General features: G+C 67.1%; 24 protein-coding genes and 2 tRNA genes. 19 read left to right on the forward strand and 7 right to left on the reverse strand.

The annotated features are described in order from the left end of the window. Nucleotides 1–401: 401 nt before the first annotated feature. Nucleotides 402–494: transfer RNA gene (locus AC13GI_RS09720), tRNA-Ser, on the reverse strand. A 122-nt stretch (nucleotides 495–616) separates the two neighbouring features. Between AC13GI_RS09720 and dnaX the strand changes: the two genes are divergently transcribed. The 4 genes from dnaX (at nucleotide 617) to AC13GI_RS09740 (ending at nucleotide 4180) form a co-directional block, all read left to right on the forward strand. Then, a complete protein-coding gene (dnaX, locus tag AC13GI_RS09725; protein WP_482996208.1) occupies nucleotides 617–2716 on the forward strand; it encodes a DNA polymerase III subunit gamma/tau in 2100 nt (699 codons plus the stop codon). Nucleotides 2717–2722: 6 nt separating this feature from the next. Beyond that, nucleotides 2723–3043 carry a YbaB/EbfC family nucleoid-associated protein gene (locus AC13GI_RS09730; protein ID WP_025879376.1) on the forward strand — a complete coding sequence of 107 codons (321 nt, stop codon included), beginning with the start codon at nucleotides 2723–2725 and terminating at the stop codon, nucleotides 3041–3043. A 111-nt stretch (nucleotides 3044–3154) separates the two neighbouring features. Beyond that, nucleotides 3155–3754, forward strand: coding sequence for a recombination mediator RecR (gene recR / locus AC13GI_RS09735; RefSeq protein ID WP_089239142.1), 600 nt, complete (start codon nucleotides 3155–3157; stop codon nucleotides 3752–3754). Between the two features lie 66 nt (nucleotides 3755–3820). Continuing rightward, on the forward strand, nucleotides 3821–4180 hold the full coding sequence (locus AC13GI_RS09740) for a histidine triad nucleotide-binding protein (protein ID WP_089239144.1): 360 nt from the start codon (nucleotides 3821–3823) through the stop codon (nucleotides 4178–4180). Nucleotides 4181–4339: 159 nt separating this feature from the next. On the opposite strand, the gene AC13GI_RS09745 is transcribed toward AC13GI_RS09740, so the two are convergent. The 4 genes from AC13GI_RS09745 to AC13GI_RS09760 are packed head-to-tail and all read right to left on the reverse strand — an operon-like array spanning nucleotide 4340 to nucleotide 8706. Further along, a complete protein-coding gene (locus AC13GI_RS09745) occupies nucleotides 4340–4867 on the reverse strand; it encodes a Slp family lipoprotein (protein WP_089239146.1) in 528 nt (175 codons plus the stop codon). Continuing rightward, entirely contained in the window at nucleotides 4864–6813 is a 1950-nt protein-coding gene (locus AC13GI_RS09750; RefSeq protein WP_482996153.1) for a transglutaminase TgpA family protein, read from the reverse strand. The genes AC13GI_RS09745 and AC13GI_RS09750 overlap by 4 nt, the downstream gene beginning before the upstream one ends. After that, on the reverse strand, nucleotides 6806–7750 hold the full coding sequence (locus AC13GI_RS09755) for a DUF58 domain-containing protein (RefSeq protein ID WP_099819196.1): 945 nt from the start codon (nucleotides 7748–7750) through the stop codon (nucleotides 6806–6808). Before AC13GI_RS09755 ends, AC13GI_RS09750 begins: the two co-directional genes overlap by 8 nt. A gap of 2 nt (nucleotides 7751–7752) precedes the next feature. After that, a complete protein-coding gene (locus AC13GI_RS09760; protein WP_482996154.1) occupies nucleotides 7753–8706 on the reverse strand; it encodes an AAA family ATPase in 954 nt (317 codons plus the stop codon). A gap of 44 nt (nucleotides 8707–8750) precedes the next feature. Between AC13GI_RS09760 and AC13GI_RS09765 the strand changes: the two genes are divergently transcribed. Beyond that, a complete protein-coding gene (locus AC13GI_RS09765; protein ID WP_099819198.1) occupies nucleotides 8751–10592 on the forward strand; it encodes a glycosyltransferase family 39 protein in 1842 nt (613 codons plus the stop codon). A 29-nt stretch (nucleotides 10593–10621) separates the two neighbouring features. Here AC13GI_RS09765 and AC13GI_RS09770 read toward each other — a convergent pair whose 3' ends face one another. After that, the gene (locus AC13GI_RS09770; protein WP_482996155.1) at nucleotides 10622–11194 is read right to left on the reverse strand and encodes a Maf family protein; all 573 of its coding nucleotides are present in this window, start codon (nucleotides 11192–11194) and stop codon (nucleotides 10622–10624) included. Between the two features lie 114 nt (nucleotides 11195–11308). Between AC13GI_RS09770 and AC13GI_RS09775 the strand changes: the two genes are divergently transcribed. From AC13GI_RS09775 to AC13GI_RS09840, 14 genes are all read left to right on the forward strand, one after another. Continuing rightward, on the forward strand, nucleotides 11309–11818 hold the full coding sequence (locus tag AC13GI_RS09775; RefSeq protein WP_099819199.1) for a YceD family protein: 510 nt from the start codon (nucleotides 11309–11311) through the stop codon (nucleotides 11816–11818). 107 nt (nucleotides 11819–11925) lie between these two features. After that, nucleotides 11926–12120, forward strand: coding sequence for a 50S ribosomal protein L32 (gene rpmF / locus AC13GI_RS09780; protein ID WP_025879386.1), 195 nt, complete (start codon nucleotides 11926–11928; stop codon nucleotides 12118–12120). A 91-nt stretch (nucleotides 12121–12211) separates the two neighbouring features. Continuing rightward, entirely contained in the window at nucleotides 12212–13189 is a 978-nt protein-coding gene (locus tag AC13GI_RS09785) for a beta-ketoacyl-ACP synthase III (RefSeq protein WP_099819200.1), read from the forward strand. A 73-nt stretch (nucleotides 13190–13262) separates the two neighbouring features. Next, entirely contained in the window at nucleotides 13263–14045 is a 783-nt protein-coding gene (locus tag AC13GI_RS09790) for a BUD32 family EKC/KEOPS complex subunit (RefSeq protein ID WP_032977357.1), read from the forward strand. A gap of 148 nt (nucleotides 14046–14193) precedes the next feature. Then, nucleotides 14194–15138, forward strand: a complete 945-nt coding sequence (fabD, locus tag AC13GI_RS09795) for an ACP S-malonyltransferase (RefSeq protein ID WP_099819201.1) — start codon at nucleotides 14194–14196, stop codon at nucleotides 15136–15138. Nucleotides 15139–15220: 82 nt separating this feature from the next. Continuing rightward, nucleotides 15221–15964 carry a 3-oxoacyl-ACP reductase FabG gene (gene fabG, locus AC13GI_RS09800; RefSeq protein WP_025874078.1) on the forward strand — a complete coding sequence of 248 codons (744 nt, stop codon included), beginning with the start codon at nucleotides 15221–15223 and terminating at the stop codon, nucleotides 15962–15964. A 152-nt stretch (nucleotides 15965–16116) separates the two neighbouring features. After that, nucleotides 16117–16356 carry an acyl carrier protein gene (gene acpP, locus AC13GI_RS09805; RefSeq protein ID WP_025874077.1) on the forward strand — a complete coding sequence of 80 codons (240 nt, stop codon included), beginning with the start codon at nucleotides 16117–16119 and terminating at the stop codon, nucleotides 16354–16356. 145 nt (nucleotides 16357–16501) lie between these two features. Then, complete coding sequence (gene fabF / locus AC13GI_RS09810) at nucleotides 16502–17764, forward strand: beta-ketoacyl-ACP synthase II (protein ID WP_099819202.1); 1263 nt, start codon at nucleotides 16502–16504, stop codon at nucleotides 17762–17764. A 92-nt stretch (nucleotides 17765–17856) separates the two neighbouring features. Beyond that, complete coding sequence (locus tag AC13GI_RS09815) at nucleotides 17857–19221, forward strand: aminodeoxychorismate synthase component I (RefSeq protein WP_099819203.1); 1365 nt, start codon at nucleotides 17857–17859, stop codon at nucleotides 19219–19221. A gap of 227 nt (nucleotides 19222–19448) precedes the next feature. Next, nucleotides 19449–20510 (forward strand): endolytic transglycosylase MltG, encoded by a 1062-nt coding sequence (mltG, locus tag AC13GI_RS09820; RefSeq protein WP_482996156.1) that lies wholly within the window; start codon nucleotides 19449–19451, stop codon nucleotides 20508–20510. Further along, nucleotides 20507–21172: a dTMP kinase gene (tmk, locus tag AC13GI_RS09825; protein WP_482996157.1), complete on the forward strand. Its 666-nt coding sequence runs from the start codon at nucleotides 20507–20509 to the stop codon at nucleotides 21170–21172. Before mltG ends, tmk begins: the two co-directional genes overlap by 4 nt. Further along, a complete protein-coding gene (locus AC13GI_RS09830; protein ID WP_375067864.1) occupies nucleotides 21169–22125 on the forward strand; it encodes a DNA polymerase III subunit delta' in 957 nt (318 codons plus the stop codon). The genes tmk and AC13GI_RS09830 overlap by 4 nt, the downstream gene beginning before the upstream one ends. Further along, nucleotides 22122–22475 carry a PilZ domain-containing protein gene (locus AC13GI_RS09835; RefSeq protein ID WP_099819207.1) on the forward strand — a complete coding sequence of 118 codons (354 nt, stop codon included), beginning with the start codon at nucleotides 22122–22124 and terminating at the stop codon, nucleotides 22473–22475. Before AC13GI_RS09830 ends, AC13GI_RS09835 begins: the two co-directional genes overlap by 4 nt. Nucleotides 22476–22609: 134 nt before the next feature. Beyond that, nucleotides 22610–22684, forward strand: a tRNA-Val gene (locus tag AC13GI_RS09840). Between the two features lie 54 nt (nucleotides 22685–22738). Here AC13GI_RS09840 and AC13GI_RS09845 read toward each other — a convergent pair. Then, complete coding sequence (locus tag AC13GI_RS09845) at nucleotides 22739–23167, reverse strand: hypothetical protein (RefSeq protein WP_482996158.1); 429 nt, start codon at nucleotides 23165–23167, stop codon at nucleotides 22739–22741. Nucleotides 23168–23620 lie beyond the last annotated feature (453 nt).

Below are 23620 nucleotides of genomic sequence, written 5' to 3' on the forward strand. Positions count from 1 at the left end.
CTGCCGCCATACACGCGCTGCAGCTTCCACAGCAGATACACCGGGACCGCCAGCCACAGCGGCGCATATAGCCAATGGCTGGCGGCGGTGAAGAGAGCGTCGTATGAAGGCTCCTACCTTAGCGAACTTCCAGGGTTCGTTCAGTTTTGTTTGAAGGCGGCATATCGCACGTGGGAAGCCGCCGAGAAGCCTCCACGCATGGCGTAGAGCAAATTGACGTATCTGGAGGAACAAGCCCCTCTGTTGAGGGGCTGCCCCGACAGGGGCGGGGAGAGGCAGGCGAAGGGAGGGGCCCTGACGTTGCGCAGCAACGTCTGGGGGCGAAGCGCGCGCAGCGCACTTCGCGTCCCCAGCCAGATAAATAAAAAAGGCCGCCCGAGGGGCAGCCTTTTTTATTTATCTGGCGGAGAGAGGGGGATTCGAACCCCCGAAGCGCGGTTTAGACGCTTACACACTTTCCAGGCGTGCTCCTTCAACCACTCGGACACCTCTCCGGATCCCTGCCATCGGCAAACGCCTCAGCAGGGGCGCAGATTCTAGCGGGCGCAGCGGCAGGACACAAGCACTGGTTTGCAGGGCGAGAGGGCTGGACAGGCGTGGCACAATGGAACATCCGATGGAAGACGGTGGCCTGATGTCCTATCTCGTCCTTGCCCGCAAGTGGCGTCCGAAGCGTTTTGCCGAGCTGGTGGGCCAGGAACACGTGGTCCGTGCGCTCAGCAATGCGCTGGACAGCGGCCGGGTCCACCACGCGTTCCTGTTTACCGGTACCCGCGGCGTGGGCAAGACCACGATCGCGCGCATCTTCGCCAAGTCGCTGAACTGCGAGCAGGGCACCAGTGCCGATCCCTGCGGCCAGTGTGCGGCCTGCCTGGACATCGACGCCGGTCGCTACATCGACCTGCTGGAAATCGATGCCGCGTCCAATACCGGCGTGGACGATGTGCGCGAGGTGATCGAGAACGCCCAGTACATGCCCTCGCGTGGCAAGTACAAGGTGTACCTGATCGACGAAGTGCACATGCTGTCCAAGGCCGCGTTCAATGCGCTGCTGAAGACGCTGGAAGAGCCGCCGGAGCATGTGAAGTTCCTGCTGGCCACCACCGACCCGCAGAAGCTGCCGGTCACCGTGCTCAGCCGCTGCCTGCAGTTCAACCTCAAGCGCCTGGATGAAGATCAGATCCAGGGGCAGATGACCCGCATCCTCACCGCCGAGGAGATCGAGTCGGACCCGACCGCCATCGTGCAGCTGGCCAAGGCCGCCGACGGCAGCCTGCGTGACGGCCTGTCGCTGCTCGACCAGGCCATTGCCTACGCCGGCGGTGCGCTGCGCGAGGACGTGGTGCGTACCATGCTGGGCACGGTCGACCGTACCCAGGTGGCGGCCATGCTCGATGCCCTGGCCGAGGGCGATGGCCCGCGCCTGCTGCAGGTGGTAGCGGCGCTGGCCGAGTTCTCGCCGGATTGGAGCGGCGTGCTTGATGCGCTGGCCGAGGGCCTGCACCGCATCCAGGTGCAGCAACTGGTGCCGGGCGCGTCCGCCGCTGCCGAAGGACTGGATGCCAGCGTGTTCGCCGAGCGCCTGCGCCCGGAAGTGGTCCAGCTCTGGTATCAGATGGCCCTGAACGGTCGTCGCGATCTGCCCTTGGCGCCCAGCCCGCGCGCCGGCTTTGAAATGGCCGTGCTGCGCATGCTGGCGTTCCGCCCAGCGGCTGCGGTGCCGTCGGTGCCGCGCACTCCGGAATCCTCCGGTGGCAGCGCACCGACCGGTACGGGCCAGACCGGGGGCGGCGTTGCTGGCAGCCACGAAGGCGCTGCCCCGGCGGCTGCTGCGGCGCCAGAAGCCGCAGCCGCAGCCGTCGCCCAGGCCGCGGCACCGGTGCTGGCAGAGGCTATTGCACAGACGCCGACCCCGGCACCACAGCGCGAACCCGAGCCGGAACCCGAGCCGACCCCGGAGCCGGATCCGACCCCTGAACCTGAACCGGTTCCGGTCGAAGAACCCGGGTCACCCCTGCCGATGAAGACGCAGCTGGCTGCCGAGGCAGCCACGCCCAAGACACCCGCCGAGCCGGACGACCTGCCGCCGTGGGCGACCGACGAGGCTGGCGCGCGCGATGAAGCGCTGGCGGCCGAGATGGCGACGCCCGACGCGGCCATGGTCGCCCCGTGGCACGAGCCGCCAGTGCCGGCGCCGCAGCCGGTTGCAGAGGCTGTTGCCGTGCCGGAGCGTCCGTTCCGTGCCGAAGGCATCCCGATCGCCCCGGCCGTCGCGGTTGTCGCTTCCGACCGCGCTGCGGCGGGCAGCATCAGCGAGCTTGCCTGTGCCGAGGACTGGCTCGACCTGGTTGCCAACAGTGGCCTGAGCGGTCCATCGCGACAGCTTGCAGCCAATGCGGCCTTCATCAGTTGCCAGCAGGGGGTCTTGAAACTGGGCCTTTCGCCCGGATTTGAGTACCTGCGTTCCGAGCGCGCGCTGGCAGCGCTGGGCGAGGTGCTGGAAAAGTCCCTCGGCCACGCGCTGAAGATCGTGGTCGAAACCGTGGAAACCGAGCAGGTCCCGGCCGAGACCCTGCACCAGCGTGCCGACCGCCAGCGTGGCGAGCGGCAGCAGGCTGCCGAGGCCATTTTCATGGACGATCCGGAAGTCCAGCTGCTGATCCAGCAGCACGGCGCCCGGGTTGTTTCCGATTCCATCCGTTCTTTTGACGAGTAAGACGACATGCGCGGCAATATCGCCCAACTGATGCAGCAGGCCCAGAAGATGCAGGAAAACCTGCAGAAGGCCCAGGAAGAAATCGCCAAGATCGAAGTGACCGGCAGCGCCGGTGGCGGCATGGTCAGCGTCACCCTGACCGGTGCCAAGGAGTGCCGCAAGGTGCGCATCGATCCGTCGCTGGCCAGCGATCCGGAGATGCTGGAAGACCTGATCGCCGCCGCCTTCAACGATGCGTCCAACAAGATCGACGCCGAGTCGAAGTCGAAGATGGGTTCGGCCACCGCCGGCATGCAGCTGCCACCGGGCATGAAGATGCCGTTCTGATGTCCTGCGTGGCACCCGCACCGCCGGGTGCCACCCACCGTGCAGCGTCGAGCGTGCTCGGCTGTCCGCAATTTCCAGTCGAGCGCGCTCGGCTCTACAGAACACACCGCCGTGTCCGCACCGCTGCTTGAACAACTGATCGATGCACTGCGGGTGCTGCCTGGCGTAGGCCAGAAGACGGCACAACGCATGGCCTACCACCTGCTCGAACGCGAGCGCGAAGGTGGCAAACGCCTTGCCGGGACGCTGGCAGAGGCGGTCGAACGCATCGGTCACTGTGCGCAGTGCCGCGACTTCAGTGAAACCGAGCTGTGCCCGACCTGCGCCAATGGCAGCCGCGAGCGCAGCCAGTTGTGCGTGGTGGAATCACCGGCTGACCGCCTGGCGATCGAGAACGCCACCGGCTATCGCGGCGTCTACTTCGTGCTGCAGGGGCGGCTGTCGCCGCTGGATGGCATCGGGCCGCGCGAGCTGGGTCTGGAGCAGCTGGAACAGCGTCTGGCCGAAGCGGAAGTGCAGGAGCTGATCATCGCCACCAGCGCCACCGTCGAAGGCGAAGCCACCGCGCACTACCTCGCGCAGCTGGCGCGCGCCCGCCAGGTGCGGCCGAGTCGACTGGCCCAGGGCCTGCCCCTCGGTGGTGAGCTGGAGTACGTCGATCGCGGCACGCTGTCGCACGCGTTCGGTACCCGCAGCGAAGTGCGCGATTGAGTCGATGCCGGGCATGCCCCGGCGTTACCGGCCTACAATGCGGGAAAACCCCCGCCGAGGCCGACCATGAGCAGCGAAACCCTCTTCAGCAAGATCATCCGTCGCGAGATCCCGGCCACCATCGTCTATGAAGACGAGGACGTGCTGGCGTTCAAGGACATCGCGCCGCAGGCGCCGGTGCACGTGCTGTTCATTCCGAAGAACGAGATCATCCCGACCCTGGATGACCTGCAGCCGTCGCAGGCGCACCTGATCGGCAAGCTGGCCCTGGCCGCCGCCGAGTACGCGCGGCAGGAAGGCTTCGCGCAGGACGGCTACCGCATCGTGATGAACTGCCGCGAAGATGCCGGGCAGACCGTGTTCCATATCCACATGCATCTGCTGGCGGGCGCGCCGCTGGGTCACTTCGGTACGCCGGGGCGTTGACGCAGCCGTCCACGCATGGCGTGGATAAAGTAGATCCACGCCATGCGTGGATAAAAATCGTCGCAATGCAACATCGCCCCGAGCAGACCCGCACCATGCATGGATGAAAAAAGGCCGCCCCATGGGGCGGCCTTCTGCATCATGCGTAGCGGGCCTGGACTACCACCAGCCCCAGCCGCGGTAACCGCCCCAGTACGGGCCATAGGGACCCGGGCCCCACGGTCCGTAAGGGTAGGGCACCACATCGACCTGGCGCTGCTCCGGCCACAGGTAGATCACGTCGGCCGCCAGCTTCGGCAGACGGTAGTCGTAATCACCGATGCGGGTGTTGGCGTAGCCGTCGATCTTGCCGATGAAGGTCACGTCGCGGCCGGCTTCGAACACGGCCGGGTCGTAGAAGCCGGCGCGGCAGGCGATGAAGCGGCCGTCACTGGCATCGGAGGAGGTGGTGTTCGGGCGGCCACTGCCGTTGAGCGGGCGCGAGATGATCTGGAAGCAGGTCTCGCCCTGGCCGGGCTTGGTTTCGATGATCCGGCCACCCCAGCGCACCGGCGTGCCGACCTGCTGGGTGGCAACCGAGTCGCGCGGGGAAACCAGGCTGAATTGTCCCTGCAGCGGCTTGGGGGCCGTGGCGCAGGCCGACAGGGCCAGGGCGGCCACGGCGGTGAGGAGGAACTTGGTATTCATGGGGAGGCTCCGGAAGTCGGGCGATGCCTGCGCAGGTCCCGCAATAATGGGGCGAGCTCGGTACAAGTGCCAGCGTAGCGTGCATCAGCGAAACGCTGGCTGAGTGTGATGAGGGCCGGGTCGGGGCGCTGCGCGTGGACCCGCCGCGCCCAGTGCAGGGCGGGCTCGTGCGGTTCGCGGCCCAGCCCCAGCCGCGCATAGCGCTGCCCCAGCCGGTGCCAGGCGCGCAGCAGCGGGTCGCGCTCGCGTTCGCCACGGGCCAGCAGCCACGCCATCCACCCCAGCGCCAGCGACACCGCCATCACGAAGCCAGCCAGCAGCTGTCCCGGCTGCAGGTCGTCCAGCCCGAACGGTTGCAGGAGCTGCTGCTGGCGGCGCGCGTCGAAGGACAGCACCAGTTCGTTCCAGCCCCTGCGCATCCAGTCGCCGACCTGGCCCAGCTGCAGCCAGCGCTGCTGCAGCCCGGTATCGGCGCCGGCCTGCAGGCGGTCGTCAAGCGTGTCCAGCATGCGCTCGGGTGCCACGGCCGCTGTCGGGTCGATGCGCACCCAGCCGCGTTGCGGCAGCCACACTTCGGCCCAGGCGTGGGCGTCCATCCGCCGCAGCACCCAGTAGTCGCCGATCCGGTTGCGCGTGCCGCCGGCGAACCCGGTGACCACCCGCGCCGGAATGCCGGCATTGCGCATCAGCACCACGAAGGCAGAGCTGAAATGCTGGCAGTAGCCGGCCTTGTAGTCGAACAGGAAGGCATCGACAGGATCACGCCCGGGAGCCGGTGTCGCCAGCGTGTACGAAAAATCCGCGGTGATCCACGCCAGGGCGCGACGGACCACTGCTGCATCATCGCTTCCCGCGTCCTGCCGCCACTGGCGGGCCAGGGTTGCCGTGCGCGGGTTGAAGCCTTCCGGCAGCTGCAGCGCAGCGCGGCGCTGGTACGTCGACAGCGTGGCATCGAAGCGCTGCGGTGGGGCCGAGTGCAGGCGCCAGCGGCTCAACGCGGACAACGGGCGGTCGCTGCTCAGGCTCAGGTCGGCATCAAGCCGGCTGCCTTCCGGTGCGGCGCTGGGCAGATCCAGCGCGACCAGCTGGCGACGGTCGGTGGGCTCGTAATCGATCTGGTAGTTCCAGCCCTCCGTGCCGTGTTCCACGACGGCAGGTGGCAAACGGTCGGTACGGCGGTCGCGTCGCCAGACATGCCCGTCGAACTGCGTCAGTACCGGCCCGCGCCAGTAGCGCTGCGCCGGCGCTGGAACCGCGCCGAAGAACTGCGCCCGCAGAGCCGGGGTGTCGTCGGCCATCAGATCCAGCCACTGGTCCGGCTGCATAGTGTCCGACAGCCCCGGCGTACCGACGGCGCGTTCGGGTATGCCCCACAGCGGCGTGGCCAATCGTGGGAACAGCCAGAAGCTGGCCAACGCCAGCGGCAGGCCGATCAGCAGCAGGCGACCGACGCCACGCAACTGCGCGGACAGCGGCGGTGGCGTACTGCGGCCTTCACCCTGCGCCAGCCGCTGCAGCGCAATCAGGGCGCTGACGCCGGCGAGCATGGCGAGCACGGTGGTCAGCGGCCCCTGGTCGAGCAGGAAGGCCGCAAACGGTGAAAACAGGGCAAAGCCGAGCAGGCTGCGTGCATCGCGCAGGGTGCGCAGCTCGCTGGACTTGATCGCCAGCATCGCCGCCAACAACGCGCAGCCGGTATCCCGGCCCGGGCGCACCGCTCCCATCTGCCAGACGATGGCGGCCAGCATGCCCAGCACCAGCAGCACGCGCACCGGCATCGGCAGCACGCCGCGCTGCGACAGTGCTGCAGTGCCGACCGCTGCCACGGCGATCAACGCGGCCAATATGGTGGGCAGCTGCAGCAGCAGTGGCAACAGGGCCAGTGCGGCGCTGGCCAGCGTCCACGTGCGGGTGTTGCGGTCCAGCAGCAGGGCAGGCTCAGTCATGGGGAAGCAACGCCAGCGCGCGCAGGCACAGATGGTGGTGGCTGGCGCCCTGGCCGGGGCCGATCGGCGGCTGCATCGGCAGCAGCAGCGTGTAGCGACGGCCTTCGCGCTCGGCGCTGTCCACCCAGCGTGCCAGCCGCGCGATGCGGGCCTCCTGGCCCAAGGGGGCCAGCGCGCGCCAGTCCAGCACCACTTCGATGCCTATCGGCTTCTCGTATTCGCGTACCAGCAGCGTGTCGCGGCGCGCGGAGTGTTTCCAGGCAATGCTGCGCGGTGGATCTCCCGCGCGATACGGACGCAGCTGATGCAGTTCCTCGCCATTGGCATGGGCGCGGGTGTGCAGGGGATCGCTGCCCTGCTGCGGCAACGGCGGCGCCTTCGCTTCGGCCAGCGGGTAGACCAGCAGGGGTTCTTCCGGCCACACCCATGACCACGCCCTGACCAGGCCCAGCGGTTGGGTGGTGGACAGGCGGATGCGCGGCAGTTCCAGCCAGCCACGGCGTTCGCTGGGCACTTCCAGCTCGGCTTCACCGCGGCCGTGTGCGGCCAGGTCGAGCCACGCCTCGCTGTCGCCCAGTTGCAGGTGCAGCCCATGGCGCGCTCGCGGGTCGCGCAGCGACAGGTCCACGCGCAGGCGCAGCGGTTGCCCGGCCGGCAGCGGTTCGGCGGAGATCGCGTCGATCTGCACGCCCGACAGCTGCAGGTGCGCGGCGATGGCGCTGGCGATCGCGGCCGCTGCCAACAGCAGCGCCAGCAACAGCGCAGGGTTGTTGTTGTAGTTCAGCGCACCCAGCAACATCGCCACCAGCAGGCAGGCCACAAACAGACCGAAGCGGGTGGGCAGCACGTAGATGCGCCTGCGGTCCAGCCGTTGCGGCAACGACTCCGGCATGCGCGGGCGTGCCAGCTGCAACAGTCGCCGGACATGCGATGCCATCTTCAATCGACCGCGACGGTCTGCAGGATCGCGTGTGCCAGCGTCGGCCCCGAGCTCGACTCGGCTTCACCCACCAGGCGATGGCCAGCCACCGCGACGAACAGGGTCTGCACGTCTTCCGGCACCACATGGCCGCGGCCGAGCAGCAGCGCATGTGCCTTGGCTGCGCGCAGCAGGGCCAGGCCGGCGCGCGGCGACAATCCCACGCGTACACCCGCATGCTGGCGGCTGCGGGTCAACAGTGCCTGCACGTAGTCCACCAGCGCATCGCTGACATGCACCTGGCCGACCGCCTCACGCAGTGCACGTACCTGGGTGTCATCCAGCTGCGGCAGCGCGCGGGCGATCAGGTCGCGGCGATCGCTGCCGCGCAGCAGCTCACGTTCCGCCTGTGCGCTGGGATAGCCCATCGCCAGCCGCAGCAGGAAACGATCCAGCTGCGAATCGGGCAGTGGGAACGTGCCCGACAGATCCACCGGGTTCTGCGTGGCGATCACGAAGAACGGATCAGGCAGGACATGGGTCTGACCGTCGAGGGTGACCTGCTGCTCGGCCATCGCTTCCAGCAGCGCGCTCTGCGTGCGCGGCGGCGCCCGGTTGATCTCGTCGGCCAGCAGCACGTGGGTGAAGACCGGCCCCGGATGGAACTGGAACTGGCGGCTGCCGGCGTCATACACCGATACGCCGAGTACGTCGGCCGGCAGCAGGTCGGAGGTGAACTGCACGCGCTGGAAGCTCAGCCCCAGGCTGCTGGCCAGGGCATGGGCCAGCGTGGTCTTGCCGAGGCCGGGCAGGTCTTCGATCAGCAGGTGACCGCCAGACAGCAGGGCCACAAACGCCAGTCGAACCTCCTGCACCTTGCCCAGCACCAGTGCATTGACCTGGTCCTGCGCATTGCGCAGGGACTGACGCAGTTGATCGGTTAGCATGCTGGGCATGGGGGACGAAGCTGTCATGGTCGTCTCAAGTTCGGTAACCGGTCGATTCTATCCATAGAGCAATGCAGGGCGAACAGCGCGCACGTACGATTTTTCTCTGGTTATGGACGCTCGTCACAGCGGCCAAGCTGGTCGTGGCCGCACGCCTGCCGTTGTTCGTCGATGAGGCGTTCTACTGGCAGGAAGGCCAGCATCTGGCTGCAGCCTATTCGGATCTGCCGGGGCTGACGGCCTGGTTGACCCGGTTGGGTGTGGAGCTTGGCGGCCAGCATGTGCTTGCGCTGCGCCTGCCGTTCCTGGCCATTGGCGCAGTGCTGCCGCTGCTGGTATCGCGCATTGCGGCGCGCTGGTTCGGCAATGTTGCGGGGTGGCAGGCCGGCAGCTTGACGCTGCTGATGCCGTTGTCGGCAACGCTGGGCCTGCTGGCCGTACCTGATGTGCCGATGGCGCTGGCAGCCGTGCTGTGCCTGGATGCTGGCGCACGCCTGCTGCGCAACGTCGACGCGTCTTCGGCGGTGAAACTGGCGTTGGGTCTGCTGATCGGCGCGCTCAGCCACTATCGCTTCATCGGTGTGATCGGCGTCGGCTTCATTGCCCTGCTGGCGCTGCCGCAGGGCCGGCGCATGCTGACCGATCCGCGCGTCTGGGTGGCCCTGGCTGTTGGCGTACTGGCATGGCTGCCGCTGCTGGCCTGGAATGCCGACAATCACGATGCCGGCCTGAAGTTCCAGGTGGTCGAGCGTCATCCGTGGGCGTTCGAGTGGCGCGGCCTGTGGTTCCTGGTGATCCAGCCGATGCTGGTCACGCCCATCCTGTGCATCGCGATGTGGAAGGTGGCGCTGGCCGGTACCCGCAGTGGCGGCGGTGCGCGCGTGCAGTGGCGCTATTTCGGCCTGGTCGGTGGTGTGTCGACGCTGGGCATCTTCGCACTGGGCTTCTTCACCGACGTCGAACGCATCAGCTTCCATTGGCCGCTGCCGGGCTACCTGGCCCTGCTGGTGGCGGTGCCGGTGATCCTCAACGGCTGGCCGCGCTGGTTGCGGCGTACCGGCTGGTGGCTGGCCGGGCTGGGCATGGTGCTGGCCTTCGGCTATTACCTGATGGCGTCCTCGTCATCGCTGCGCGAGCAGTTGGCCGGCGACAAGTACTACCCGCGCAACTTCGCCGGCTGGCAGCCGCTGGCAGCTGCGGTCCGCGAAGAACTGCAGCAGATGCCTGAAGGCAGCCGCGTGCTGGCCGGCAACTTCAAGGTGGGCGCCGAACTGGGCTTCCAGCTGGGCCGCGGTGACATCGACGTGCTGCCGCATCCGCTCAACGACAAGCACGGCCGTACCGCGCAGCTGGCGCAATGGAACCTGGTGCACGAGGGCGAGCGCGACGTGCCGATGCTGCTGGTGCTGTCGCCCAGTGATCAGCGTTTCCGCGATCTGCTCACCCGCTATCACGCGATCTGCGAACAGGTCGGGCCGCTGCCGCCACCGCGCGTGGTCAGCAACGACCACGGATTCCAGCGTTTCCTGTTGTTCCGCCTGCCGGTGCAGCGCGCGCAGGGTCCATGCGTGGCACCCGCACTGGCCTGGCTGGACGCCCCTTCCAATGGCGACGTGGTGAGCGGCACGCTGGCGATCAAGGGCTGGGCGTTCAAGGAAGGTGTCGGCCTGTCGCGGGTGGAAGTGCTGGTGGATGGTCGCTCGATCGGCGATGCCACCTACGGGCGGGTGTTCGATATCCGCCATGCCTGGCCGCACAGCACCGATCCGCAACATCCGGCTGTCGGCTTCGATGCAACGCTCGATACCACGACGCTGGCGCCGGGAAAGCACTGGCTGGGCCTGCGCCTGCATGGTCGCGACGGCAGTGTGGAGCCGTGGCAGGAGCAGCCGTTCGTGGTGGAAAAACGCTGAGGCAGCGTGCCCCGTGTCACGGGCCGGGGTTACGGCACCGAGAATCCGGCCTGGCGCAGCAATCCGCACAATGCGATCAATGGCAGCCCGATCAGCGCCGTCGGGTCGCGGTTGTCGATGGCCTCGAACAGGCTGATGCCCAGGCCTTCGCACTTGAAGCTGCCGGCGCAGTCCAGCGGCTGCTCGATGGCCACGTAGCGGGCGATCTCCGGCGCCTGCAGCGCGCGGAAGCGCACCTGGGTCAAGTCCATTGCCGTGAAGGATTCTCCGTCGCGGGTGAGACTGATGGCCGTGTGGAAGCGCACCGTCTGCCCGGACATGGCCGCCAGCTGCGCGCACGCCGCCTCGACCCTGCCCGGCTTGCCCAGCGGCTGACCGTTCAGGTCCGCCACCTGGTCCGAGCCGATCACCCAGCTGCCGGGATGGCGGACGGCCACCTCGGCCGCCTTGGCGCTGGCCAGGCGTGCCGCCAGCGCCAGCGGGGCCTCATTGGCTTGCGGGGTCTCATCCACCTGCGGGCGTGCGCAGTCGAAGGGCAACCCCAGCCGTTCCAGCAGGTCGCTGCGGTAGCGGGAGGTGGAGGCCAGGACCAGGGCAGGCATGCGGGAATTCCGGGAGCGGGGCGCGGCAGTCTGGCCCGGTACAGCCAGGCACAGCAAGCCTTGCATGGCAGTCATTTGACACGCGACCTGCCGATCCTTAATATTCGGCGGCTTATGTCCGCGAACGTACCCGAAACGCTGGATGCCTGGCGGATGGTCGTGGCGCGAAGGCGCTTCGACGGTCAGGTCTCCCTGGCTGAATTGACTCGCCTGCAGGGGCTTGTCGCAGATACCGAAGGCGAGTGTAATTACTCGCTCGAATTCGGTCGCGACGAGATCTTGCGGGTATCCTATGTGGAACTCAGCATCGATACCGCGTTGCCGCTGACCTGTCAGCGCAGCATGCAGCGCTTCCTGCTGCCGGTGAAGATGACCCAGAGGCTTGGCCTGATCCGCGACGAAGACGAGGAATCGTCCTTGCCGGAGGAATACGAGGCGTTGCTCGTGCCGGAAGATGGCCAGCTGCGTCCGTTGGACCTGGTCGAGGACGAACTGGTGCTGGCGGTACCGGTGGTACCCCTGTCGCCGGATGGTGAGGCAGTCGACAAGGACTGGGCACCGACCGAAGAAGAAATTGAAAAGGCCAACCCGTTTGCGGCGTTGGCGGCATTGAAGAAACAATAGCAGCCGGTTGTCGTCGGCGGCTGCGGCGAAAGTGAAAAGTGTGCTGGACGCTGGCGTCCTGTGCGACGAAACGACGAAGCAAAACGAACCGAGTTTGGAGCAATCCCATGGCTGTCCAGAAATCCCGTGTTACCCCGTCCCGTCGTGGCCAGCGTCGTTCGCATGACGCCCTGAGCGCCAAGCAGCTGTCGACCGACCCGACCACCGGCGAAGTGCATCTGCGTCACCACATCACTGCTGACGGTTTCTACCGCGGCAAGAAGGTCATCCAGACCAAGTCTTCCGCTGTCCAGGAAGACTGATGTGCCGGAAGGTCGCTGCCCGCTGGGCAGCGGCCTTCGCCTTCTTTCCCGGGCACGCCGGTGAACGGCGGCTCGTGCAACAGGAAACATGATGAGCAAGCGGATCTACTCGAGGATCGCGGGCACCGGCAGCTATTTGCCGGAAAAAGTCCTGACCAACGCCGACCTGGAAAAAATGGTCGAGACCTCGGACGAGTGGATCCAGACGCGCACCGGTATCCGTGAACGGCACATCGCTGCCGAAGGCGAAACCACCAGCGATCTCGGCTACCAGGCCGCGCTGCGTGCGATCGAAGCGGCCGGTATCGACGCCTCGCAGCTCGACATGATCGTGGTCGGCACGACCACTCCTGATCTGATCTTTCCCTCCACCGCGTGCCTGATCCAGGCCAAGCTCGGTGTGAGCGGCTGCCCCGCTTTCGACGTCAACGCGGCCTGCTCGGGGTTCGTGTTCGCGCTCAGCGTGGCTGACAAATTCATCCGTTCCGGTGATGCCCGCCATGTGCTGGTGATCGGCGCGGAAACCCTGACCCGCATCGTCGACTGGGAAGACCGCACCACCTGCGTGCTGTTCGGTGATGGCGCGGGCGCCGTCGTGCTCAAGGCCGACGAAGAAACCGGCATCCTCAGCACCCACCTGCATTCGGATGGCAGCAAGAAAGAGCTGCTGTGGAACCCGGTCGGCGTCTCGGTCGGTTTCGGTGAAGGCAACAACGGTGGCGGCACCATCAACATGAAGGGCAACGACGTGTTCAAGTACGCCGTCAAGGCGCTGGACTCGGTCGTGGACGAAACCCTGGACGCCAACGGTCTGACCAAGTCCGACCTGGACTGGCTGATCCCGCACCAGGCCAACCTGCGCATCATCGAGGCCACCGCCAAGCGGCTGGAGATGTCGATGGACCAGGTCGTGGTCACTGTCGACAAGCACGGCAATACCTCGTCCGCCTCGGTGCCGCTGGCGCTGGATGCGGCTGTGCGTTCCGGCAGGGTCGAGCGCGGCCAGCTGCTGCTGCTGGAAGCATTCGGTGGTGGCTTCACGTGGGGTTCGGCACTGCTGCGCTATTGATAGTGCGAGTTACGACAACGTGAAACCGTCGTTACGGCCCCTCTGGGGCCGTAATGCGTTAAAGGAGACTGTCATGGTTGAGCCCATCGTCATCGAAGGGCAACGCGCCTGGCTGAAGCAGTACGGCGAAGGAAGCCGAGCAGTGGCCCTGGGCCTGCTCAATTTTGTTGCCCGCCGGTTCCATCTCGATGCCCTGCGCCCGCCGCCGCACCGCGGTGGCGACGCCGCGCGCGAAACCGAGGCCCGCCGGCTGGCCGAACTGCAGGCGCAGGGGGTGAATGTTCCCGCGGTGATCGGCAGCGGCCATGCCGCGCTGGTGATCGGCGACAACGGCAGCTCGTTCAATACCTGCCTGCGCGAGGCCGACGATGCCGGCCGCGATCGCCTCGTGGCTGCAGCGATGCAGGCCATTGCCGAAGCGCACGCGCGTGGCGCCTATTTCGGCCAGCCGCTGCCGCGCAACCTCACCTGGGATGGCCAGAACGTCGGTTTCATCGACTTCGAAGAAGATCCGCTGGAAGTCATGGACCTGGCCGAGGCACAGGCGCGTGACTGGCTGATGTTCGGTTACGGCGTGGCCAAGTACTACGCCGACCGCCCCGAAAGCCTGCAGGCGATGATGGCCGAGGCGATGAACGGGGTGCAGGCACCGGTGCGTGCGCACGTGCATGCCGTCAGTGGCCGCCTGCAGCGCCTGGCGCGGGTGTGCATGAAGCTGGGGCGCTCGGCGCGTGCGCTGGCCCACTCCATTTTCATCACCCACGGCGCCACCACGCTGGGCCTGCTGATGGTGGTCGGCCTGTGCATGGACTGGTTTGCCGACGGCGAGCTGGACATCCTGCAGCTGCTCTGCTGATTGCGGACAGGGGTCAGAGCCCTTTTCCGCAGGGAAAGGGATCCGACCCCGCCCATGATCCATACGCCGTGCATACGCGCACGTACAGACGACACGGCATGTTCCCCCTTATCATGGCCCGCTTCGATTGCAACAAGCGGATGACCGCGTGACCCTATCCACCCTCGCTTTTGTCTTCCCCGGTCAGGGCTCGCAGTCTGTGGGCATGCTGGCCGAGCTGGCCGAACTGCACCCGCAGGTGCGTGAGGCCTTCACCGAGGCATCCGATGGTGCCGGCGTCGACCTGTGGGCGTTGTCCCAGGGTGGCCCGGAGGAAATGCTCAACCGTACCGAATACACCCAGCCGGCCCTGCTGGCCGCCAGCATCGGCGCGTGGCGCGCCTGGAACGCCGTGGGCGGTCCGCGTCCGTCGGTTCTGGCTGGCCACAGCCTGGGCGAGTACACCGCCCTGGTCGCCGCTGGCGCCCTCAGCCTGCACGACGGTGCGCACCTGGTGCGCCTGCGCGGCCAGCTGATGCAGGACGCCGCGCCGGCCGGTGTTGGTGCCATGGCCGCCGTGCTCGGCGCCGAAGACCAGCTGGTGCTGGACGTCTGCGCGGAAGCCGCCGGCAGCCAGGTGGTGGTTCCGGCCAACTTCAACTCGCCGGGCCAGATCGTGATCGGCGGCGACGCTGCCGCGGTCGACCGTGCGCTGGCGCTGCTGGCCGAGAAGGGCGTGCGCAAGGCGGTCAAGCTGGCCGTCAGCGTGCCCTCGCACACCCCGCTGATGCGCGAAGCCGCCAACCGCCTGGCCGAAGTGATGGCCGGCCTGTCCTGGCAGCTGCCGCAGCTGCCGGTGGTGCAGAACGTCGACGCCAAGGTGCACGACGGCGTGGACGCGATCCGCGCCGCGCTGGTGCAGCAGCTGTACCAGCCCGTGCAGTGGACCGGCTGCGTGCAGGCCCTGGCCGCCCGTGGCGTCACCCAGATCGCCGAGTGCGGTCCGGGCAAGGTGCTGACCGGCCTGGTCAAGCGCATCGACAAGGCCATCGACGGCCGTTCCCTGGCCACCCCGGGCGACTTCGAAACCGCCCGCGAGACGTGGTCGGCCTGATTGCCCCTGTTCCTGCCGACCGCGCCGGTGGCCGCTGCAAGCGGCACGTGTGCGGCGGCCGCCCCAGCCTGAGGAAAACATCATGAGCAAGCCCCTGCAGGGTGAAATCGCACTGGTTACCGGTGCCAGCCGTGGCATTGGTGCCGCCATCGCCGATCTGCTGGCCGCCCAGGGCGCCACCGTCATCGGCACCGCCACCACCGATTCCGGCGCCGCCGCGATCGGCGAGCGCCTGGCCGCCCACGGCGGTCACGGCCGTGCGCTGAACGTCACCGACGCTGCCGCGCTCGACGCCGTGCTTGACGGCATCGCCAAGGAATTCGGCCCGATCTCGATCCTGGTCAACAACGCCGGCATCACCCGCGACAACCTGCTGATGCGCATGAAGGAAGACGATTGGGCGTCGATCATCGACACCAACCTGACCAGCGTGTTCCGCACCAGCAAGGCCGTCATGCGCGGCATGATGAAGGCGCGCAAGGGGCGCATCATCAACATCGCCTCGGTGGTGGGCGTGACCGGCAACGCCGGCCAGGCCAACTACGCCGCCGCCAAGGCCGGCATCATCGGTTTCTCCAAGTCGCTGGCCAAGGAAATCGGCTCGCGCGGCGTCACCGTCAATGTGGTCGCGCCGGGCTTCATCGACACCGACATGACCAAGGCGCTGCCGGAAGAGGCGCGTACCGCGTTGATCGGCGACATCGCCCTCGAACGCCTGGGTTCGCCGGAGGACATCGCCCACGCGGTGGCCTTCCTGGCCAGCCCGGCTGCCGGCTACATCACCGGCGAAACTCTCCATGTGAACGGCGGCATGTACATGCCGTAAGCAAGGGGCGCAGGGATCGCGCCGCAAGTGGTTGATCTGCGAGGATTTTTGCTGCAATGCAAGGTCACGCCGGTTTCCACTACACTATCCCACGGCCATCGCCTTTGATGGCGACCACTTTTGAACCACTACTCCATCTGGAGCGATATCCCATGAGCACCATCGAAGAACGCGTCAAGAAAATCGTCATCGAACAGCTTGGCGTCAAGGAAGAAGAAGTCACCAACAGCGCATCGTTCGTCGATGACCTGGGCGCTGACTCGCTGGACACCGTCGAGCTGGTGATGGCGCTGGAAGAAGAATTCGAGTGCGAGATCCCGGACGAAGAAGCCGAGAAGATCAGCACCGTGCAGGCTGCGATCACCTACATCACGGCCCACGTCAAGGCCTGATGCAGGACGTCAGTGCGCGCGCGGGCGTCGAGCTCGCCGCGCACGACACCCCACGGGGCCGCTGTTTGCGGCCCCGTGTGTTTGCGTACCACACCGAAGTAAACCGCGTTACCCGCAAAGAACGTTCGGGTCAGGAGAATCAGCAATGAAGCGTCGCGTCGTCGTAACCGGCCTGGGTATGGTCTCGCCGTTGGGCAATGATCTGGCCAGCAGCTGGGAAGGCATCACCCACGGTCGTTCGGGCATCGGTCCGCTGACCAACGTTTCTGATGCCTACCTGGAACGGTTTACCACCAAGATCGCAGGTGAGGTCAAAGGCTTTGACATCACCGCCGACAACGAACTGTTCGGCAAGTACCGGGTCAGCGGCAAGGATGCCAAGAAGATGGACCCGTTCATCCATTACGGCCTCGGTGCCGCCTTCATGGCCCTGCATGATTCGGGCCTGGAGATCACCGACGCCAACGCCGACCGCATTGGCGCCATCGTTGGCGCCGGCATCGGCGGCCTGCTCGGCATCGAAGAGCAGACCATCGAGTTCCACGAGGGGAAGAAGATCTCTCCCTTCTACGTGCCCAAGACCATCATCAACATGCTGCCGGGCCAGCTGAGCATCATCAGCGGCCTGAAGGGCCCGTCGTTCTCGGCGGTCTCGGCGTGCGCCACCTCCAACCATTCCATCGGCACCGCCATGCGCATGATCCAGTACGGCGATGCGGACGTGATGGTGGCCGGCGGTGCCGAACGCGGTTCCTCGCCGACGGCGCTGGGCGGCTTCTGCGCGATGAAGGCGATGAGCACCCGCAACGACGCCCCGGAACAGGCCTCGCGCCCGTGGGACAAGGACCGTGACGGCTTCGTGCTGGGCGACGGCGCCGGCATCCTGATCCTGGAAGAGTACGAGCACGCCAAGGCCCGTGGCGCGAAGATCTACTGCGAGCTGGCCGGTTTCGGCGCCAGCTCCGACGCGTACCACATGACCGCGCCGAGCGAGAACGGCGAAGGCGCTGCGCGCTGCATGGCCATGGCCATGAAGGATGCGGGTGTCACCCCGGAGCAGGTCGGCTACCTCAACGCACATGGCACCTCGACCCCGCTGGGCGACCTCGGCGAGACCATGGCGATGAAGACCGCCTTCGGCGACCACGCCTACAAGATGATGGTCAGCTCCACCAAGTCGATGACCGGCCACCTGCTCGGCGCTGCCGGCGGCGTGGAAGCGATCTTCTCGGTGCTGGCAATGCGCGACAACGTGATTCCGCCGACCATCAACCTGCAGCAGCCGGGCGAAGGCTGCGATCTGGACTACGTGCCCAACGAAGCACGCCAGGCCAAGGTCGACGTGGTGATGTCCAATGGCTTCGGCTTCGGCGGCACCAACGGCACGCTGATCTTCAAGCGCGTCTGATCGCACCGGCAGCGTCGAGCCAGGCTCGACTCCGCCAACCACGAGGCCGCCGCAAGGCGGCTTCCGTGTATCCGTCTCCCGAACTGGCCGCCATGACCCACGCCCCGCTGATCCATCCGCTGCCACACCCGATCGACCTGCTGGCCCTGCAGCAGCGCGACCCGGCGCGTTTCCCGCTGCTGATGGAGTCCACCGCCTCGGGTACCGCCCAGGGCCGCTGGAGCCTGCTGCTGGCCGCGCAGGGTGACACCCTGCAGCTGGACGCCGATGGCCAGGTGCGCGACCAGCACGGTGCGGTGCAGCCCGGCAGTTTCCTGCAAGCGCTGGACCGCGCATGGCAGGCGCAGCGGCTGCCGCACGACGGCGGCCACGCGCTGCCGTTCCGGGGTGGCTGGGCGCTGATGCTGGACTACGAAGTGGCCAGCCAGGTCGAACCGGTGCTGCCGGCGCGCGCGCGCGATGACGGTCACCCGACCGCGCTCGCCCTGCGCTGCCCGGCCGCCGTGCTGCATGACCACCAGACCGACACCAGCTTCCTCATTGCCGAAGCGGGCGAGCAGGCGCTGCTGGACACGCTGGTCGCCTTGGTGGCCGGCGAACTGCCGCAGGCCGGGCAGGGCTGGCAACCGCCGCAATCGGTCAGCGAAGACGAGCCGCAGCGCTTCACCGATGGCGTGCGCCGGGTGATCGAGTACCTGCGCGCCGGCGATGTGTTCCAGGTGAACCTGTCGCGGCGCTGGAGCGCGCAGTTCGCCACGGCGGTCAGTCCGCAGGCGCTGTACGCGCAGCTGCGACGCGCCAATCCGGCGCCGTTTGCCGGCCTGTTCAGTGCGCATGGCCGGCATGTGGTCAGCTCGTCGCCGGAACGGCTGGTCTCGGTGCACGGCGGCCACGCGCAGACCCGCCCGATCGCCGGCACCCGCCCGCGCTTCGAGGGCGACGACGATGCCGCACGCATCCAGGAGCTGGTCGGCCATCCCAAGGAGCGCGCCGAGCACGTGATGCTGATCGACCTGGAGCGCAACGACCTGGGCCGCATCTGCCTGCCCGGCACGGTCGTCGTGGACGAGCTGATGACCGTGGAAAGCTACGCGCACGTGCACCACATCGTCAGCAACGTCAGCGGCCATCTGCGCGCGGACGTGACCCCGGGCGAAGTGATCGCTGCCACCTTCCCTGGGGGCACCATCACCGGCTGTCCAAAGGTGCGCTGCATGCAGATCATCAGCGAGCTGGAGCAGGTGCCGCGCGGCGCGTACACCGGTGCGTTCGGCTGGCTGAACCGCGATGGCGACCTGGACCTGAACATCCTGATCCGTACCGCCGAAGTGGATGGCAACGAGGTCAGCTTCCGTACCGGTGCCGGCATCGTGGTCGACTCGGACCCGGACAAGGAGCTGGACGAAACCCGGGCCAAGGCGCGTGGCCTGCTGCGGGCGCTTGGGCAGCAGGGTTGATCGATTGCCGCCGCCGGGCATGGCCCGGCGCTACCGGGCCTGGTGGGAGCGGACCGTCGGTCGGCATGGATGCTTCCATGGTCGTTCATCCACGCATGGCGTGGATCTACGGGGTATCGCTCTTGGTGGGTGCCGACCGTTGGTCGGCACGGGTGTGTGGCCCCGGTCATGACCCCACACCGGCGGCACGGTATCCTGCACGACGGAATCGAGTTCAGAGGTAGTCCATGGCGGGAGCCAAGCGCGGGTGTCTGTGGGTGGTAACACTGCTGCTGGTGCTGGCCGCCATCGTGGCCGGTGCGGGCGCGTGGTTCTTCTACAAGCAGAGCCAGTTTGCCGACGTACCGTTGACCCCCAGTGCGGACAGCGTGGTCATCGCCAGCGGCGATGGCATGAACAGCGTGCTGCGCAAGCTGCGCGAGGCCGGCGTGGACGAGGGCCAGGACACCCAGTGGCAGCTGCTTGCCCGCCAGCTCGATGCCGCCGGCAAGCTGAAGGTGGGCGAGTACGCGCTGAGCACGGACCTCACCCCGCGCGAGCTGCTGCTGCGCATGCGCGCGGGCAAGGTGCTGCAGCACCGCGTCACCATCATCGAAGGCTGGAACATCCGCCAGCTGCGCGCCGCGCTCAAGCGTGCCGATCCGCTGCTGCACACCACCGACACCCTTGATGACGCCGCGCTGATGGACCGCCTCGGTTTCGCCGGCCAGCATCCGGAAGGCCGCTTCCTGCCGGAGACCTATGTCTACCAGCGCGGTGACAGCGACCTGGACGTGCTCAAGCGTGCCCACGGCGCGATGGAGAAGGCGCTGGACGAAGCCTGGGAAAGCCGCGCCCCGGATCTGCCGATCAATACGCCCTACGAGCTGCTGACGATGGCGTCGATCATCGAAAAGGAAACCGCGCTGGCCAGCGAGCGGCCGCAGATTGCCGGCGTGTTCATGCGCCGCCTGAAGATCGGCATGCGCCTGCAGACCGATCCGACCGTGATCTACGGCATCGGTGCGGCGTACGACGGCAACATCCGCCGCCGTGACCTGACCACCGATACGCCCTACAACACCTACACCCGGTCTGGCCTGACCCCGACTCCGATCGCCATGCCCAGCCGTGACGCGCTGATGGCTGCCGCGCAACCGGCACCGGGCGATGCGCTGTACTTCGTCGCCGTCGGCGATGGCAGTGGCGCACACGTGTTCTCGCCCAGCCTGGACAAACACAACGCCGCCGTGGCCCGCTACCTGCAGCAGCTGCGCCAGCAACGCACCAAGGAGACCCCGGCGCAATGAGTTCCGCGCTGCTTCGCCATCCCCGTTTCGTCAGCCTGGAAGGCGGCGAGGGCGCGGGCAAGACCACGGCCATCAACGCCATCCGCGAGTGCCTGCGCCGCCACGGCCATGAGGTCGTACTGACCCGCGAACCCGGTGGTACGCCGCTGGCCGAACGCATCCGCGGCCTGGTGCTGAAGCCCGATGCCGAGATCGCTGCCGAACCGCTCAGTGCCGAGGCCGAACTGCTGCTGGTGTTCGCCGCACGTGCGCAGCATGTGCGCCAAGTGATCCAGCCGGCGCTGCAGCGCGGCGCCTACGTGCTCAGCGATCGCTTCACCGATTCCAGCTACGCCTACCAGGGCGGTGGCCGCGGCCTCGACCCGCAGTGGATTGCAGACCTGGAACGCCGCGCCGTTGGCCTGCTGCCCGGTTTGACCCTGCTGCTGGACGTGGACGTGGCCGTTGGCCGCGCGCGTGCCAATGGCCGCGATCTGTGGCCGGACCGCATCGAAAGCGAGCAGGACGATTTCTTCCAGCGCGTGCGCGAGGTGTTCCGCAGTCGCGCACAGCAGGACCCGCAGCGCTTCGCGCTGGTCGATGCCGGCCAGGTGCAGGAACACGTGGCTGCCGATGTGGTCGCGCGTGTCGAACGCTGGCTGCAGCAAGGGGAGGGCGCATGAGTACGTTCTCGCCCTGGCAGCAGCGCGCGTTCGACCAGACCGTGGCCGCGTTGGATGCGGATCGGTTGGGCCACGGCCTGCTGATCTGTGGCCCGGCCGGACTGGGCAAGCGTGAGGTGGCGCTCGCGCTGGCCGACCATGTGCTGGCACGCGGCGATGCCGCGCACGCCACCCGCACGCGGCAGCTGATTGCCGCCGGCACCCATCCCGACCTGCAGCTGATCAGCTTCATTCCGAACAAGAGCGGCGACAAGCTGCGCACCGAGATCGTCATCGAGCAGGTGCGCGAGATCACCAACAAGCTGGCGCTGACCCCGCAGTACGGCGTGGCGCAGGTGGTGATCGTCGACCCGGCCGATGCCATCAACCGTTCGGCCGCCAATGCGCTGCTGAAGACCCTGGAAGAACCGCAACCCGGGCGCTACCTGTGGTTGATCAGCAGTGACCCGGCGCGCCTGCCGCAGACCGTACGCAGCCGCTGCCAGCGCCTGGAATTCAAGCTGCCGCCGCGCGAGGAAGCGCTGGCCTGGCTGCAGCAGCAGGGCCACAGCGAGGCCGCCGCGCGCGAGGCGCTGGAGGCAGCACGCGGCCATCCCGGGCAGGCCGACAACTGGCTGCGCGAAGATGGCCTGAGCCTGCGTCGCGACGTCGGCCGCGAGCTGGAACAACTGGCCGCTGGCAAGACCGGCGCGGTGGAGCTGGCGCAGAAGTGGTGCGCCGACGACAACGCGGCGCTGCGCCTGCGCTTCGCCGCCGACCTGGCGCTGGCCCAGGCCAGCACCGATGCCTTGACCACGCCGGAGCGATTGCACAAGCTTGCAGCCTGGTTCGATGCGGCCAACCGCACCCGCGACCTGCTGCGCACCACGGTGCGCGCAGACCTTGCGGTGGTCGAGTTGCTGCTGGCCTGGAACAAGGTGAACGAGCGGCCTGCCGCAAGGGGAAATCGATGAGTGCCAGCAACGCCCGCCAGGGCATCCTGTCCCTGGCTGTGAAGGACAAGGCCGCGCTGTACAGCGCGTACATGCCGTTCGTGAAGAATGGCGGCATCTTCGTGCCCACGCCCAAGCGTTATTTCCTGGGCGACGAGGTGTTCCTGCTGCTGACCTTGCCCGATTCCAGCGAGCGCCTGCCGGTGGCCGGCAAGGTGATCTGGGTGACGCCCGCTGGCGCGCAGGGCAACCGCGCGGCCGGCATCGGCGTGCAGCTGGCAGACGGGCAGGAGGGTGAGACCGTGCGGCACAAGATCGAGACGATCCTGGCCGGCCTGACCGGTTCGGACAAGCCGACGCATACGATGTGATGTGGCCGGATTGCCCCTCCCGGTAGAGCCAGGCCATGCCTGGCTGATTAGGGGAAATGGGCCGGGAAACACGATGTGAAAAGGTGTTGACGCCCTGAAAAACCGCCCTATAATGAGCGGCTCAGCAACACACCGGGCGGTTAGCTCAGCGGTAGAGCATTGCCTTCACACGGCAAGGGTCACAGGTTCGATCCCTGTACCGCCCACCATGTTGCAGAACGAAAGAAGCCTCCAGCAATGGGGGCTTTTTTGTTGCCCGTGATTCAACCGGGCTCCTTTCCCCCGGCTGTGATCGCATCGCCAAGTCCTGTGTGTGCGGCATGCGCGATCTGGCGTGCGGCCAGCAGCAGCCCGTTTCGATGGAAGTCGCCAATCTGCTCGTCGGCACCTCCGTCCACGCGCGTGCGCTCTGCCGCGTGCAGAAGATCGAGCACGGCATTCAGTGCGGACAGTGAACGGCCGAGGGAGGCGAGGGTGTGCGGGGTGAGGATCTGCGTGGTGCAGGGCTGGCCGTCTTCGCCATCTCCCTTGCGTATCGCATGAAGGAAGGTGAAGAACATCGGCTGTGAGGGCGGGAGCTGCTGCTCCTTGAGCGCGCACTCGATCTCGCGTGCAAGGTCTTCGGGAACATCGGTGGCGATGTCGCCGATCAGGGCGTGCAGACGGGGATGGATGGCGGTGCGGTCGGTCATGGCGGAACCCTCACTGGCGTAGGGCCACCTTCCGTAGTGAAGGTGGCGGACGGTGCGGGTTGGCGTGCCGGGGCAAACACAACGGAGTGAGAAATCACCCGGCGGATCGAGTGATCCCCACGCACCGCCCGCCATTGAGGGCAGTCGGTGCATTCTTGCGGTTACGCACTGCTGCGCAACCAATCCGTCAGGTTTGCTTTTTCGAGACGCCAATCCCGGCCCAGGCAATCTGCCTCGGCGTGGCGATCATCAAGTCGAACAATCACGTCGGTCTGTAAGGAAAGTTCTCAACTACCCCTAAGCAGGCCAAGCGTGCTCTGTTCTGTGCCGTCGAGCACCCGCCCGCTGTGCAGCCCATCACTGATGGCGCAAATCGCCACCCCTGCCGGGCGTGCAAATGACGACTCCGCAGGAGCGTCGCCACGGCGATCGCGTCACCTCGCGCAGTTCTGG

The organism is Stenotrophomonas sp. 82F1, from assembly GCF_056861525.1.